Raw genomic sequence first — 15,296 nt, 5'->3', positions numbered from 1 at the left:
GGTCAACCTTTTTACTCGTTCGATCGGATCGGTTCACTGCTTGATTGGCGCAGGCAGGGGCGCGGGCGTGGCCGGCATGACGGCGGCGCGCGGCGGATACACCCGCGTCGGGATGACGGCAGTCAGCAGAATCAGCAGCAGCGCGACGCCGGCCATCAGGCGGAAGACATCCGCCGAAGCAAGCACGAGCGCCTGTTCGTGGATGTGATGATCGAGCAATGCCAGCGCTGCATGCGCATCGACATGCAGGCGCGCCGCGAGGTCCTGCTGTGCCATCGCGAACGCTTGCGGCCGGTTGCCCAACTGATCGATCAGCACGTGCGAATGGAAGCGTTCGCGCAAGGTCGTGAGGCCTTCGGTGACACCGGTGCCGACCACGGCGGCGAAACCCTTCACGGTGTTGAACCAGGCGGACGCGAACGGCCCTTCCTGCGGCGTCATGCCGTTGGTCGAGAGCATCAACAGCGGGATCACCGCCATGGGCTGCGCGACGATCTGCATGATTTGCAGCGTGTAGAAGTTGTTGCGAATCCAGTCGGACGTCATGAAGCTGCCCGCGAAACACGACAAGGCGATCAGACCGAGGCCGCACGCTAGCACCCAGCGGCAATCGACCCGCCGCAGATTGCACAGCGCGGCGACCGCGGGCAACGCCACGAGTTGCGGCAGCGCGACGCACAGCGCGAGCGGCGCGAGTTGCAACGGCCGGTAGCCGTGCACCTCGATCAGATAGCCGGCGGGCAGGCTCGGTACGGCAACCAGGATCAGCAGCACGCCGCCGAGCGTGAGCAGCGCATGCGACAGATTGCGCCGCGCCAGCAACTGGATCTTGAAGAACGGCAACGGGTGAAACCATTCGTTGACGAGAAACAGCACCAGCAGCGCGGCGCCGCCGACGAGCAGCGCGCAGAGCCACGGCGCGTCGGTCCAGCCGACGCGGGTGCCTTGCTCCAACGCGACCACCAGCATCGCCATGGCAGGGAAACCGAGCAGCACGCCGCGCCAGTCGAATTGCCTGAAGCGTTCAAGGCGCAGCGGATCTTGCGGCAAACCCCACGCGATCATGCCGATCGCCACCAACGCGAGCGGCACGATCTGCCAGAACAGGAAGCGCCAGCCGACGTAGTCGGTCCAGAGGGCCGCCAGCGGCGTGCCGAGGTTCGGTGCGAAGGTGGCCGTCAGCGCGTACGCCGCGAGGCCGTAGAGCTTGATGCCGGGCGGCAGGAAGCGCAGCGCGACGGTCATCAGCATCGGCGGGAGGCAGCCGCCCGCGAGTCCTTGAAGCGCGCGCAACGTCAGTTGCGCGCCGAACGTCGACGCGAAGGGAAAGATCACGCCGAGCAGCGCGAACGCAGTCACCGCGCCGATCGTGAAGCGCCGCAGCGAGAAGGTGGCCGAACACCACGGCGCGAACATCATCGCCGAGACTTGCGTGACCTGATAAGCGGTGCCCAGCCACGACGCATGGTCGCGACTGATGCCCAGCGCGCCGCGAATGTCGGCCATGGCGATGTCGGTGACGTGGTCGTTGAGTTGCGCGATGACGACGGCGATCAACACGCCCACGAGCCCGACAATCACGCGTGTGGTGAACGCGGGGGCCGTGGGCGGAGCTGTTGTTTGCGATGGCGTATGCGGCAGTGTTTGCTGTGGTGTCGCGAACGCGGGCACTGGATTGACGACGGTGTTCACACGACCCGCCGGTCACGCAAACGGAGCGCGTAATGGGGCAGACGGGTCAGACCGATCGCATCGAAAAGACACATGATGCTGGCTCCAGGAATGGGACAGGAGCCAGTCTACGAAGCATCGATCGATTCGGAAATTGCGATTTTTGCAATCGATGCGTGCGTTGAACACACGCATCGATTGCGGCGAACGGCGTTAAAGAAGCCGGCTATCCGCCGCACGCATCCCGCACGACACGCCGCAACCACTGATGCGCCGGGTCGCTCTGGAAACGCGGATGCCACGCCTGAATCACGACGATCGTCTCCAGCGGCATGGGAATCGGAAACGACCGCACCCGCACGCCCAACGCTTTCGCGGTGTCCGCGACATGGTCCGGCAACGCGGCGATCAGGTCCGACGAGCCGGCCGCGAACACCCCGGTATGAAACGACGGCACCACCAGCGACACCGTGCGCGTCAAGCCCAGCGCCGCGAGCGCGACGTCGATCGGACCGGTGGCGCGCCCGCGGCGCGACACGCTCACCTGGTCGTAAGACGCGAAGCGTTGCGGCGTGATTTCGCCGTCGAAGATCGGATGATCGTCGCGCGCGAGACCGACGATCGTCGTCGTGAACAGGCGCTGCATATGGATGTCCGGCCCCAATGGACGCATCGAAGTGATCAGCAGATCGGTCTTGCCTTCCAGCACGACATGCGCTTCGATGTCGTTGCCCGGTTCGAAGCGCAGCACCGAATGCGGCGCTTCACGCCGCACGCGATCCAGCACGCCGCCGCCGAACGAACTGGCGAAGGTATCGTTCGCTTGCAGGTTGAACGTGCGGTCGAGCGTGGCCAGATCGAGATCGGGTTCGGGCCTTAGCAGCCGCACCGCGTTTTCCACCGAAGCGCGCACCTGGTCGCGCAACGCGAGCGCACGAGGCGTCGGCACCATGCGCCGGCCGATCTTGACGAGCACCGGATCGCCGATCGCGTCGCGAATCCGCGCGAGCGTGCGGCTCATGGCGGGCGCGCTCAGATGCATGCGTTGCGCGGCGCCGACCACGGAGCCTTCTTCGAGCAAGGCGTCCAGCGCGATCAGCAGGTTGAGGTCAGGTGACTGCATGGCACGCAACGATGGTGGACGAGGCGTGCAGTTTGACGCAGGACCGGATTGTTTGCAGGGAAATGGGCGAAGGAGGGCGCTAGCCGGTCAACCGGTTGCGGCCCACCTGCGCGAAGCTGACGGCGATCGAGCCGCGTGGGGAGCGGCTGGGAGGTTCGAGATTCGTTGTGAGCCGGTTGTCTGGCCGGCTCAGCAGCCTGTAGAGGTCGGGGCCGCGCGCGACGACGCGGTGGTGACGCGTTTCGTGGAGTTCGTGCGGGAGGGGATGAAGAAGGTTTCGTGAGGACTGCGGGGCGCGGTTGTTTCGCGGGAACGGGTTCGACGGCCCCGCGCCGTCACTGCGTCCCCGATCGCGCCGGCGGTTGCGACGCCGAATCGACGCGGGCCGATTGCTTGACCAGTTCCTGCGTCATGGCTGCGGCAACGGGGTTCGACCCGCGCGGATAGGGCCCGTCGCGCGCGGCGGCCGGTTCCGGCGCAGGCGGCGTTGTCGGCATCGGCAAAGACGGATCCGGTTTGGCCGATTCCTTCACGAGTGCGTCCGTCATCGCCGCCGCGACCGGGTTCGAGCCTTGCCGGCTGATATCGCCATGCGCGCCGTCTGCTGACTGCGGTCCGGTCGTTTTCGTTTCTCCCGAAGCGTTGATCGTGACCGGTTTGACTGCACGAGCACTCGGCTTGCGCGGCGGCGACAGCGGCGCTACCGCCGCGATTTCGCCGCCGCTTTGAGCGGACGACGGCGCCGTAGGCAGCACGCTGCCCGCCACGACGTGTGTGTCGCTGGCACGGGGGCCGACCACCGCCGCGCTGACGGAACTGGTCGCCACCGCGCCGCCTGTCGCGCCGCTCGCCGCGTTCGTTCGTTCACCTTTAGGAACCAGCAGATAACCGACCACGCCAAGGTCGATTAGCACCAGCCCAATGATCAATGCCTTGCCTGTATTCGTCATATCCAACCACCGGATTATTCACGTGATGCGTGCCACTTAATGATAATCGACTGCTCGTGACCGGACCGCGAAACGCAAAGATCGCGCCGTGCGGATGCCGGCATCCGATCCGGGCGTCTGATATAAGCTTCGTCTGGTTTGCAACGTGAGACGTGAAAAACGTCGCCTCTGAAGGAATCCGCATGGACAGTCATATCGCACCGGTCGACATGAAGAAGGCTTACCGGCTCCTCAACCACGGCCCCACAGTGCTGGTGTCCGGCCGGCACGACGGCGTGGACGACGTCATGGCCGCGGCGTGGTCGTGCGCGCTCGATTTCTCGCCGCCCAAGCTCACCGTCGTGCTGGACAAAGCGACCCGCACGCGTGCGCTGATCGAGCAGACCGGCACGTTCGTCATTCAGGTGCCGACCGTGGCCCAGCTCCAACTCACGCATGACGTCGGTACCGTGAGCCTTGCGAGCGACCCCGACAAGCTTCGCCGCTCGAAGGTGAGCGTGTTCGGTATCGACGGCTACGATCTGCCGTTCGTCGAAGGGTGCTCGGCGTGGCTCGCCTGCAAGCTGATCCCGGAGCCGCACAACCAGCAAACCTACGACCTGTTCATCGGCGAAGTGGTCGGCGCGTGGGCCGATACGCGCGTTTTCGAAAACGGTCACTGGAATTTCGAGCGCGCGGATCCCGCGTTGCGCAGCTTGCATTACATTGCCGGCGGTCAGTTCTACGCGATCGGCGAGGCGATGTCGGCGGTGGTCGATCCGGCGGACAACGCGTAGTGAACCCGATTGCGAGCGCTTGTAACGGTCTTAAGGTAAGCGTCGCCCCTACATCAGATCCGGACGCGGCGCCGGCGTGCGTTTAATCTGCCGTGCGAGCGTGTCGCGATAAATGCCCGGCACCGCCGCCAGTTGAGCCGGCGAACCTTGCTGAACGATCCGTCCGCGATTGAGCACCACGATTCGATCGAAACTCTGCAGCGTCGACAGTCGGTGCGCGATCGCGATCACCGTGCGGTTTTTCATCAGCCGTTCCAGCGCTGATTGAATGGCGATTTCGGATGCCGTGTCGAGTGCCGAGGTCGCTTCGTCGAGCAGCAGAATCGGCGAGTCCTTGAGGATGGCGCGTGCGATTGCAATTCGCTGGCGTTGTCCGCCGGACAGTTTGGCGCCACGGTCGCCGGCGATCGTCTCCAGTCCTTCCGGCAGCGCCGCGATGAAGTCCAGACAGTGGGCGTCCTCACACGCACGACGCACGTCGGCCTCGTTCGCATCGGGACTGCCGTAGCGGATGTTTTCCAGTAACGAGCGGTGCAGCAAGGACACGTCCTGCGGAACGATCGACAGCGCGGCCTGCAAACTTTGCACCGTGACGTGCGCAATGTCCTGCCCCGAAATTCTCACCGTGCCCGAGCCCGGCTCGTAGAAGTGCTGCAACAGCGCGAGCACGGTGGATTTTCCCGCGCCGGAGGGGCCGACGAGGCCCACGCGCTCGCCCGCCTCGATGTGCAGATTCAGCGAGTTGAGTACAGGCCGCCGGCCCGGATAAGCGAAGGTCACGTTGTCGAAATCCACCGTGGCCTCGCGCACGTCGAGCGGCACTGCCCTGGTGGGCTCGGGCATCGAATGTGGAATTAGCAGCGTTTCCGACGCTTCGCCAAGACGCGCGACGTGCTGGGTCAGATCGACGAACGCGACCGCGATGTCGCGTGAGCCGTGCAGGATCGAGAAGCCCAGCGAGCCGATCAGCACGACGTCGCCGGTGGTCGCCTGGTCGATGCTCCACAGCCACACCGTCCAGCCGAGCACGCAGGCCGAGAGGATCGACGTCGCCACCGCGTGCAGCAGCCTGAGCTTCTCCAGATACAGCAGGCTGCGTTTGCGCGCGTCGCTCTCCGCGGCGAGCTGGCGGTCGAAGCGCCGGCCTTCCGTGAACACCGCGCAGAACGCGCGCACCAGCCCCATATTGCCGATCACGTCGACGAGTTCGCCGTCCACCGAAGCGGCCTGTTTCGCGAAGGCCTCGTGGCGAGCGGTGCCCTTACGCGCCAGTAGAAACAGACAGAAGGCGAGTACCGTCGACATGCCGACCAGCGTCAAGCTCATCGGAACGCTGACGGCCGCGACCATCGCGATGGCGCCGAGTACCGTCAGGCTTGGCGGCAACGCGGTCCATGCGACCGTGTTTTCGAGCACGTACACCGCGTTGGCCGTCGCCGAAATGCGGCTCGACAGCACGCCGGGCTGCTTGTCGGAGAAGAACGACGGCGCGTGCCCAGTCAGATAGTCGAACATTTCGCGGCGGATATCGCCGGTCACCGCGACAAACGTGCGTGCGGAAACCCAGCCGGCGACGCGCCAGAACAGGTTGTCGGCGAGGATCAGCGCGACCAGCACCACGAACGCGCGTACCACGTGTTGAGGATGAGCGCGGCCGCCCGGCAATGCGTCGATCAGATTGCGGATGCCGTATTGCGACGCCAACGCGCAGCCCACCGCCGCGACTACGCTGAACATAACGACGGCGTGCGCGAATTTGTGTCGCGCCACGTAACGCCAGATCAGACGAATGGGGCGGCCCGCGTAGCGGGATAACACGCGCGAACGTCGCCGTCTGCGCACGCGGCCGGCGCGGCTGGTGTCGCCATCATCGACTAATTCCACGTGGCGTTCTCCGGGTTGGTGGGAGGCGGGCGTCCACGAAAACCTGCGTGGCAGGTGTCAGTCGAGATGTCCGGCTTGCTGTTATCGCAAGCGGCGTGCCTTGGCGGCGGGTGGCGCCGAAGCGCAGAGTCTCCTCCCGCAACGCGACGATTGTCAGCAGCATCCACTCCCGACCGATCCGGGACAGGATCGAGCGGGATGGGCACGACGGTAGAAGCGCGTCGGGCGATGTCTCAGGACTTCGCGACATGGTGTGTTTCGCGTCGGAGCCCGAACTGCTCGCTCAGCTTGCCGGCCTGCCGGCGTTCGAGTGGATTGCGAAACTGCGCGGCGCGGCTGATTCCGCACCGCGTGCCGAACGGGTTCCATGGAAACTGGCTGGATGCACGGGACCCCGCACGCGATTGACCGTCGCGACGCTCACCCGCTCCCGCCAATCGACTCCAGAGCTCCCGGCGCGACGCGCCAATCAGGACGATGCAAGGTCATCGGCCACGCACCGGGCGCATCGACGGCATTGAAATACAGCACCGCCTTGAGCATCGGCATGGTCGTCATGGCATGTTGCAGATCGATCAGTTCGCTGCGCTGGCGCTCGGCTCCACCGTCCACGCCCATTTCCGCCACGATCACCGGCAGGCCGTACCGCGTCACGCGCAGGTACTTTTCCTCGAGCATCCGGGCAAGTGTCTGATTGGCGCCCGTCGTACCGCATGACGAACAATCGAACAGCGACAAGCCCACGTAATCGGCAAATTCCTTGCCGGGGAAATAGGCATTGAGCGCCGTGTCGCCGCGCGGCGACCAGACGAAGCGCATCAGCCGCGTATTGTCGCGGCAGCGGGCGACAAAATGGCGGTACGCCTCGACGTAACCTTGCGGGTCGTCCACCGCCCATGGGTAGCGCCCGGTCGAGGTCTCCATCTCCTGTCCCCAGCGTACGAACACCGGCGCGTTCAGCGAGCGCAGCGTGCCGCACACCGAATCGATCTCGGCGTCGTAGCCACCCACGCGGATGTCGCGCAGCAGGGTGTGACTGTTGCGCGAGCGCGCCGGCCACGGCTCGATCGACACCAGCAATTGACGGTCGAGACGGCTCGCATACTCGTAGGCGTTCTGGATCAGCGTCGGCGCGCCCGGGTCGTCCCACGAGACGAAGATATGTTCGATGTCGATCGCGCTGTCTCTCGCCGGGAACGCGTGTTCCGGGTCGTAGACGCCGAGCAGTTGCGGCTGCGCGACGACCACGTCGGGCACGGCTGGCGCCCGCGCGGAGAGGTCGTGTCCGAGCAGCGCGTTCGCGCCTTCCGGCAAGCGCTCTGTCATGCCCATGCCCAGCACCAGCAGCGCCGCCGCGAAGGCCACGCGGCGCACCGCTGGGCCGTCGCCGGCCGTCAGGCGGAGCAGGGACAGGCGTTGCCCTTGCTCGTGAGCATGCGCCGCCACGACCAGCACGGCGACCGCGAGATAAACCAGCGCGTTGACGCTCGAGATCACGTAAAAGCCGCGCGCGTTACCGGCGTCGTCGATCATGACGAGCGGCAGGCTGCAGATCAGCGAGATCGCCAGATACGGCAGCACCACGCGCAACGGCGGCCGCTCGTCGACCGGCACGCCCTTGGGCGTCACGCGAAAGGCGAATTCGCGTCCGCGCAGATAGTCGGCGAGCGCCGAGCCGATACCGAGAAGCGACCACGGCCAGCGCGCGAACAGGAACGCCATGCCTTCCCACGAGGTCACTTTCGCGTCGAACGGCCGGAAACTGCCGGTTCGCCGCACCCATGCCATCACCAGCAGAATGCCGATCGTGACGGCGCTCGCGTAGCCGAAGTAGGACAGATAGGCGACGTCGCTCCACACGCGGCGCGTGCACAGCGCGATCACCGGCATCGCGACGGTTGCAGCCATGGTCAGCGAAAACAGCGGATACCAGAACTGCGCGAACAGGAACTGCGCCTTCAATCGCAGCGGCAGCCCCTTGAAATAGCGGCGCGTATAGCGCAGCAGAATCACCGCCAGACTCTTCGACCACTGGTATTCCTGAGTGGCCATGTCGGCGAACGTGCGCGGACCCTCGCCGTGCGCGATTGCGCCCAATGCATGCACGCCGCGCCAGCCATGCGCGTTCATCATCAGCGTGGTGGAGTGATCTTCGGCGAGTTCGGGCCCGAGACCGCCGATCGACCGCAACGCGACGGTGCGCACCGCGTAGTGCGAGCCGATGCACAAGGGCGCGAGGCCGCCGTTGTGCCCGGCTTGTAGCGAGCCGTGCAGCGCCCCTTCGGCATGCAGCCGGCCGCGCGCCGACCAGCTGCCGGCGGCGTTGCTGTCGCAGATGCTCGGCGCGGAGACGTAGCCCACGCGCGGATCGGCGAAGGGCCGCAGAATCGCTTCGAGGTAGCCCGGTTCGGGCACGTGATCGGCGTCGAGCTGCGCGACCAGGTCGTAGCGTTCGTAGCCGTAGTGATCGTAGAAGTAAGCGAGGTTGCCTTCCTTGCAGCGCGTGCGCCTGGGCCATGACGCGTTGTGATAACCGTCGACGCCCTTACGTGTCGACAGCAGCACGCCGTGGCGCATGCACCAGTCGATGGTTGCTACATCAGGGTCTTCGTCGGCGAGCCACGTGTCGTGCGGATAGGGCTGGCCGAGCATCGCGAGCAGCGTGGTCTCGACCACCGCGAACGGCTCGGATGGCGCCTTGGTGACGACCATCGCCACGCGCAAACCGTCCGGCACCGGCCACGCCGGATTCGACACGCGCGCCCGCGCGAAGATCAGCATGAAGTAGCCGGGAATCACCGTGGTCCAGAACAGCACCGCGCAATTGATCGCGTAGCGAGTCCGGTCGATGTCGTGTTCCGGCTGCAACCACCAGGCCCAGAACGCGATCAGCGCGACGGCCCAGCAGACGCACAGCGCCGCGAACTGGACGCGCTGCCGGCGCGTCAGCAGCGGCACCAGAAACGGTTCGCCCGCGTGAAGCCGGGCCGCCGGCCCGGCTTCACGGTGCGCTTCGGCGCCACGCCAGCCTAACTGCGCCGGCGACTCCGGCGCGAAGGGTGAGTCGCTCATGTCGCCTCGCCGGCCATCGTCGACACGGCGGCGGCGCTCGCGATAGCGACGCTCGCCTCGTTCTCGTCCGGCACACCGGCGTTCATCGCCATGGCGGGCGTGGTGGCCAGCATCAGCAGATCGCTTTGCGACGGCGTCCAGCCGATCTGCCGATGCACCGTTTGCACCGACAGTTGACGCTGCGCGACGCTGGCCGTTTTGCGCCCGACCCGCACGTAATGCCGGAAGCCGTTGCGCCGTACCCAGGACTCTTCGTACAGATTGCGCAGGTCGATCATGACCGGGTCCGACATGTGCGCGGCCAGCTCGCCGAGATCGCATTCGACGAAGTGCCGCCAGTCGGTCAGGATCACCACGGCGTCGGCGCTGCGGATCGCCCCGACCGGCGTGCTGGCGATGCCGATCATCGGCAGCAGACGCGCGGCTTCCGCCGGTTGCGACGGGTCGTACGCACGGATTTTCGCGCCGCGTTCGGCCAGCGCGCGGATCACGTCGATGCTCGGGCTTTCGCGCACGTCGTCGGTTTCGCCTTTGAAGGTCAGGCCGAACACCGCCAACCGCTTGCCCGCCACCGAGCCGCCGCAGGCCAGTTCGATCTTGGCGACGACAGCGTCCTTGCGCTGGGTATTGGCTTCGATCGCCGCGTCGACGATACGCATCGGCACGACGTATTCCGACGCCGTGGCTTTCAGCGCGCGCGTGTCTTTCGGAAAACACGAACCGCCCCAGCCCGGCCCGGCTTTCAGGAACGCCGCGCCGATCCGCCGGTCGAGGCCGATGCCGGCCGCGACCCGCTCGACGTCCGCGCCGACCACCTCGCACAAGTCGGCGATCTCGTTGATGTAGCTGATCTTGATCGCGAGGAACGCGTTCGCGGCGTACTTGATGACCTCGGCGGTTTCGATTTCGGTGGCCAGCACCTCGTAGCCCAGTTGCGCGAGCGGCGCATAGATGCGGCGCATGACGGCGGCCGCGGCTTCGTTCTCGGTGCCGAACACGATACGGTCGGGATGCAGGAAGTCTTCTATGGCCGAGCCCTCGCGCAGGAACTCCGGATTCGATGCGACCGCAACCGTCTGGCCGAGCCGCAGATGACGTTCCGCGACCTGCCTGACTTGCCGGTTGGTGCCGACTGGCACGGTCGATTTGGTGACGATCACGGTAAACCGGTCGACGCTTGCCGCGATTTCCTGCGCGACGCCCATCACGAAGCGCAGATCGGCGCGGTCGGTGCCCGGATGCGACGGCGTGCCGACCGCGATAAACACCGCTTCGCGTTCGCTTACGCTGGCCGCCAGATCGAGACTGAAATGCAGACGGCCCTGTTCGACGTTGCGGCTCACCAGCGCGTCGAGACCGGGCTCGTAGATCGGTATCACGCCGTTGTTGAGGCCGTCGATCTTGCGCGCGTCGGTGTCGATGCAGACGACGTCGTGACCGAGCTCGGCCAGGCATGCGCCGCTTACGAGACCGACGTAACCGGTCCCCACAATGGCAATGCGTACGGTCATTTCACACCTCCTATCGTTGGTCCAACGATTGCGCGAGACGAACCGGCCCGGCGCCCGCCGGGTCGAGACTGTCGTGCAGGGTTTCCTGTGCGGGTCCGGTTTGCTCCGCCTGCTGCGTGTGCTCCGTGTGCGTCATGAACCACCGCGCGGCGGTCGCGACCATCGGCGCAATCTCGACGAAGCGCGGCCGCCAGCCCAGCACCTGTTCGGCCAGCGCGGCGTTCGCATACAACTCGGGCGGATCGCCGGCGCGGCGCGCCGCGTGAATCACCGGCACCGTGCAGCCGGTGATGGCGGCCACCGCGTCGATCAATTCGAGTACCGAGGTGCCGCGCCCGGTAGCGAGATTGAACGCGCCGCTCGGGCCGCCATGGCCGAGGTGATCGACGGCGCGCACATGCGCATCGGCGAGATCGGTGACGTGCACGTAGTCGCGCACGGCGGAACCGTCCGGTGTCGGATAGTCGGTACCCATCACGCGGAAGGGCGGCGCGCTGCCGAGCGCGGCGCCGATCGCGAGCGGAATCGCATGGGTTTCGGGCGCATGCCGCTCGCCCAGTTCGCCTTCCGGATCGGCGCCGGCCGCGTTGAAGTAGCGCAGCGCGATCCAGCGCATGCCGTACGCGCGCTCGTAGTCCGCGGCCAGCCGTTCCGTGGCGAGCTTCGTGAACCCATACGGATTGACCGGCTGTTGCGGACTCGCTTCGGAGATCGGCAGCGTGGCCGGAATGCCGTAGGTCGCGCAACTCGACGACAGCACGATGCGGCTCACGCCGTGACGCCGCATGGCATCGAGCAGCGACAACGTGCCGGCTACATTGACGCGGTAATAGCGCGCCGGATCGACGACCGATTCACCCACATACGCGAGCGCCGCGAAATGCAGCACGAGTTCCGGCCGATAGGTGATGAACGCGGCGTCGAGCGACACGGGGTCGAGAATGTCGCCGGTATGCAGCGGCCCCCAACGCACGGCGTCCGCGTGACCGGTGGACAGGTTGTCGAAGACGATCGGTGTGTGGCCGGCCTGCGCCAGCGCTTTGCAGGTATGGCTGCCGATAAAGCCGGCGCCGCCCGTGACGAGGACTCTCATGCGGCCTTCTCCTCGGCGAACGGCGCCAGCCAGAGTTCGTCGGTGAAGTACGCGATCGTGCAGGCAAGTCCTTCCTTCAACGGGATGGCCGGCTGCCAGTCATACAACGCGGCGGCCATGCCGATATCCGGGCGGCGTTGCTTCGGATCGTCGACCGGCAGCGGCCGCGCGACGATCGACGACGACGAGCCGGTCATCTCGATCACGCAGTCGGCCAACTCGCGCATGGTGAACTCGCCCGGATTGCCGAGGTTGACGGGGCCGCTCGCCGCTTGCGGTGCGCGCATCAGGCGGAAGAATCCTTCGATCAGATCGTCGACGTAGCAGAACGAACGGGTCTGGGTGCCGCCGCCATACAGTTCGAGCGGTGCGCCGTGCAGCGCCTGCACGATGAAGTTCGACACGACGCGGCCGTCGGACGGGTCCATGCGCGGGCCGTAGGTGTTGAAGATCCGCGCGACGCGCACGTCGACGCCGTGGCTGCGCTGGTAGTCGTAGCAGAGTGTTTCGGCGGCGCGCTTGCCTTCGTCGTAGCAGGCTCGTGGGCCGGTCGAATTCACCTGGCCGCGATAGCTCTCGACCTGTGGATGAACCTCCGGGTCGCCGTACACCTCGCTGGTCGATGCCTGGAACACGCTGGCCTCGGCGTTGAGCGCGAGGTCGAGACAGTTCTTCATGCCGAGTACGTTGGTCAGCAGCGTATGCACCGGATCGCGCTGATAGCAGGGCGGGGAGGCCGGGCAGGCGAGATTCCAGATTTCGTCGACATCGATTTGCGGCAGGGGCATCGACACGTCGGCCTCGATGAACGAGAACTGCGGCAGCGCGCGCAGATGCGCGATGTTCGCGCGCCGTCCGCTCATCAGGTTGTCCACGCAGACGACATGCGCTCCTTCTGCAATGAGGCGGTCGCACACGTGGCTGCCGAGAAAACCCGCGCCTCCCGTGACCATGGCAATGGGACGTTTCTTTGCAGCATCCAGCGATCTGACGTTCATGACAACTCCTCGGGTCGGTGAATACTCCGCCTGAATGATCGGAGTAGATGCGGGAATCAGGTCATAGCAACGGCGAGTAAGGCGTGGCGTGATGAATAGGGCGATTTTTAGATAAATATCGTGAAAATCTGAACCGGTTAATTATGGATTAATAAAAACTTTTGGCGCAGCCTTACCCGCCAACTGCCAAATAGAAGGCAATCGGATGAAGTGATCAAAAAAATCAGGCCAAAGGTCGGCGCGTTCTCATCGAGTCAATAAGTATTTTCCGTGACGGAATAATGTTGAAGAATTCATTGCCGGCCTGGTTTTCAGGCCGTGATGCGTTGCGTCAAACGTACCGGAAATAGTTGGAAAGAAAAATAACAAGTTGCGGGTGCAACAATATTTGAATCGTTATGTTTTCTTGTTTTTGGTGTGGTTTCAATGTCCCGTTGTATTATTAATATAGTTTAATCCGGACGGTGGTTTATACGATGCTTTCGGCATTGGGTTGCCGCCGATAACGCCGACCGGATAGAAAGGAGAGTCACGATGAGTCACCTTGACAGTGAGGAAAAATTCTCGTGTTTTAACCAAATAGTAATCAGACGCCCCGCTCCTGGGAGCGCACATCGTGTTTTGCGAAAGGCGGGAGCAGAGCGCGCGGAGTCGGCCTGTGTCGGAATCGGCAGGAAGCCGGTGCGTGTCGCGCGGCAAGGCGTACCCGTGAAAGTCCTGGTGCCTGCAAGGAGTCTGGGGACGAATGCGCAACGTTCGGGCAGTCGGGCTTAGCCGCCGGTCGCCAGTTGCCAGTCGCCGTCTGCCAACCGTTGTCGCTTCGCGAAAGCTGAGGGGGAATGCGGGGCACGCCATGCGCAATGAATTGCCTGGTCATGCTTGCTGAGTGCTTGCTAAGTGCGCGCGTGATCCTAATCGAATTTCGTGACGACCTCCAGCAAACCCATCTTGTCCGTAGTGCTACGGGTTTGCGTAGAAAAATAAATATTGCCGATGCGGTTTCATGGCAAGTCATTGATTGGTCGGCGGAAACGGCACGTTGGAAACATGCATCGCGCATTTCGTCGGATTTCATGGTTGACACCTCAGGTTTCGGCTTCTAACCTTCGAGTCCAAATAGGAATGATTGTCATTCTCGACTACGGGCATTCGCGTGTCGAAGCCCTTCATGTCGGTATCCCGGATGGACTTCACTCCTTTATTCGCATTGCAAATCAAATTTACGCAGCGGAGCACATTCATGAGTTGGGGCGACGAGAACACGAATTTCCACGTAGTGGTGAATCACGAAGAGCAGTACTCGATCTGGCCGGACTACCGGGAAGTGCCTGCGGGCTGGCGTCTGGCCGGTAAGCAAGGCAAGAAGGAAGAGTGCCTCGCGTGGATCGATCAGGTCTGGACCGACATGCGTCCGCTGAGCCTGCGCAAGGCCATGGACGCTGACACCGTCAACGGGGCCGCTCAGGCCTGACACGCGATGGACGCACCGATCACGTTGGTCTGCCTGCCTTATGCCGGCGGCAGTCGCGCGATGTATCGCGGCTGGTCGAAGCCGATGCCGTCATGGATCGACCTCTGCCCGCTCGATCCGCCAGGGCACGGCCAGCGTCGTGCGACGCCCGCGGCCCGTTCCTGGCCCGAGCTGGTCGACGCGCTTGTCGAGGCGTTGCCGCGGACGGCTGCGTCGGGAGACATCGCGATCTTCGGCCATAGCATGGGCGCGCTGGCCGGTTACGAACTCGCGCATGCGCTGCGCGATGCGACCGGACGCTCGCCCGTATGGCTCGGCGTGTCGGCGTGCACGGCGCCGTCGCAGCGCGAATTCAATACCCAGTGGCGCACCTGTTCCGACGAGACGATGATCGACGAGTTGCGCCGGCTCGGCGGCACGCCGGCCGAACTGCTCGACGATCGCGACTTCATCGAACTTGCGCTGCCCACGTTGCGCACGGACTTCGATCTGTGCGGCACCTACCGCGCCGATCCGCGCCGTGCGCCGCTCGATTGCCGCGTCAGCGCGTTCGGCGGCGTCGACGATGCGGTTTCGCAGGCGCCGCGCGCGCTCGACGCCTGGGGCGAAGTCACACGAGCGAAATTCGAACGCCGCCTGTTTCCGGGCGGTCACTTCTATATCGACGAGGTTGCCGGCTCCGTGATCGACGCCGTGGTGAGCGCGCTCTCGACGGCGCGTATGCGATCGTGCGCCATTCGAGGGTAG

The 15,296-nt window shown here is 64.8% G+C and carries 11 protein-coding genes; 3 read left to right on the top strand and 8 right to left on the bottom strand.

Translation table 11 applies throughout. The features are described 5' to 3' along the window. Positions 1 to 33 precede the first annotated feature (33 nt). From BX591_RS10940 to BX591_RS10925, 3 genes are all read right to left on the bottom strand, one after another. Positions 34 to 1,692, bottom strand: coding sequence for an MFS transporter (locus tag BX591_RS10940; RefSeq protein ID WP_111931108.1), 1,659 nt, complete (start codon positions 1,690 to 1,692; stop codon positions 34 to 36). A 205-nt stretch (positions 1,693 to 1,897) separates the two neighbouring features. Continuing rightward, positions 1,898 to 2,794: a LysR family transcriptional regulator gene (locus BX591_RS10935; protein WP_111931106.1), complete on the bottom strand. Its 897-nt coding sequence runs from the start codon at positions 2,792 to 2,794 to the stop codon at positions 1,898 to 1,900. Between the two features lie 335 nt (positions 2,795 to 3,129). Next, positions 3,130 to 3,744, bottom strand: coding sequence for a hypothetical protein (locus BX591_RS10925; protein ID WP_111931102.1), 615 nt, complete (start codon positions 3,742 to 3,744; stop codon positions 3,130 to 3,132). 182 nt (positions 3,745 to 3,926) lie between these two features. Between BX591_RS10925 and BX591_RS10920 the strand changes: the two genes are divergently transcribed. Next, positions 3,927 to 4,520 carry a flavin reductase family protein gene (locus tag BX591_RS10920; RefSeq protein ID WP_111931100.1) on the top strand — a complete coding sequence of 198 codons (594 nt, stop codon included), beginning with the start codon at positions 3,927 to 3,929 and terminating at the stop codon, positions 4,518 to 4,520. 48 nt (positions 4,521 to 4,568) lie between these two features. Here BX591_RS10920 and BX591_RS10915 read toward each other — a convergent pair whose 3' ends face one another. The 5 genes from BX591_RS10915 to BX591_RS10895 form a co-directional block, all read right to left on the bottom strand. Further along, a complete protein-coding gene (locus BX591_RS10915; protein WP_111931098.1) occupies positions 4,569 to 6,404 on the bottom strand; it encodes an ABC transporter ATP-binding protein in 1,836 nt (611 codons plus the stop codon). A 420-nt stretch (positions 6,405 to 6,824) separates the two neighbouring features. After that, positions 6,825 to 9,476 carry a glycosyltransferase family 2 protein gene (locus BX591_RS10910; protein ID WP_111931096.1) on the bottom strand — a complete coding sequence of 884 codons (2,652 nt, stop codon included), beginning with the start codon at positions 9,474 to 9,476 and terminating at the stop codon, positions 6,825 to 6,827. Then, the gene (locus tag BX591_RS10905) at positions 9,473 to 10,987 is read right to left on the bottom strand and encodes a UDP-glucose dehydrogenase family protein (RefSeq protein ID WP_111931094.1); all 1,515 of its coding nucleotides are present in this window, start codon (positions 10,985 to 10,987) and stop codon (positions 9,473 to 9,475) included. Before BX591_RS10905 ends, BX591_RS10910 begins: the two co-directional genes overlap by 4 nt. A 10-nt stretch (positions 10,988 to 10,997) precedes the next feature. Further along, positions 10,998 to 12,080 (bottom strand): UDP-glucose 4-epimerase GalE, encoded by a 1,083-nt coding sequence (gene galE / locus BX591_RS10900; protein ID WP_111931092.1) that lies wholly within the window; start codon positions 12,078 to 12,080, stop codon positions 10,998 to 11,000. After that, a complete protein-coding gene (locus tag BX591_RS10895) occupies positions 12,077 to 13,078 on the bottom strand; it encodes a UDP-glucuronic acid decarboxylase family protein (protein WP_111931090.1) in 1,002 nt (333 codons plus the stop codon). The genes galE and BX591_RS10895 overlap by 4 nt, the downstream gene beginning before the upstream one ends. A gap of 1,240 nt (positions 13,079 to 14,318) precedes the next feature. Between BX591_RS10895 and BX591_RS10890 the strand changes: the two genes are divergently transcribed. Continuing rightward, the gene (locus tag BX591_RS10890; protein ID WP_111931517.1) at positions 14,319 to 14,549 is read left to right on the top strand and encodes an MbtH family protein; all 231 of its coding nucleotides are present in this window, start codon (positions 14,319 to 14,321) and stop codon (positions 14,547 to 14,549) included. A gap of 6 nt (positions 14,550 to 14,555) precedes the next feature. Beyond that, entirely contained in the window at positions 14,556 to 15,296 is a 741-nt protein-coding gene (locus BX591_RS10885) for a thioesterase II family protein (protein ID WP_111931088.1), read from the top strand.

Origin of the sequence: Paraburkholderia bryophila (genome assembly GCF_003269035.1) — a bacterium.
Lineage (GTDB): Bacteria > Pseudomonadota > Gammaproteobacteria > Burkholderiales > Burkholderiaceae > Paraburkholderia > Paraburkholderia bryophila.
This window is presented reverse-complemented; position numbering and strand designations above follow the sequence as displayed.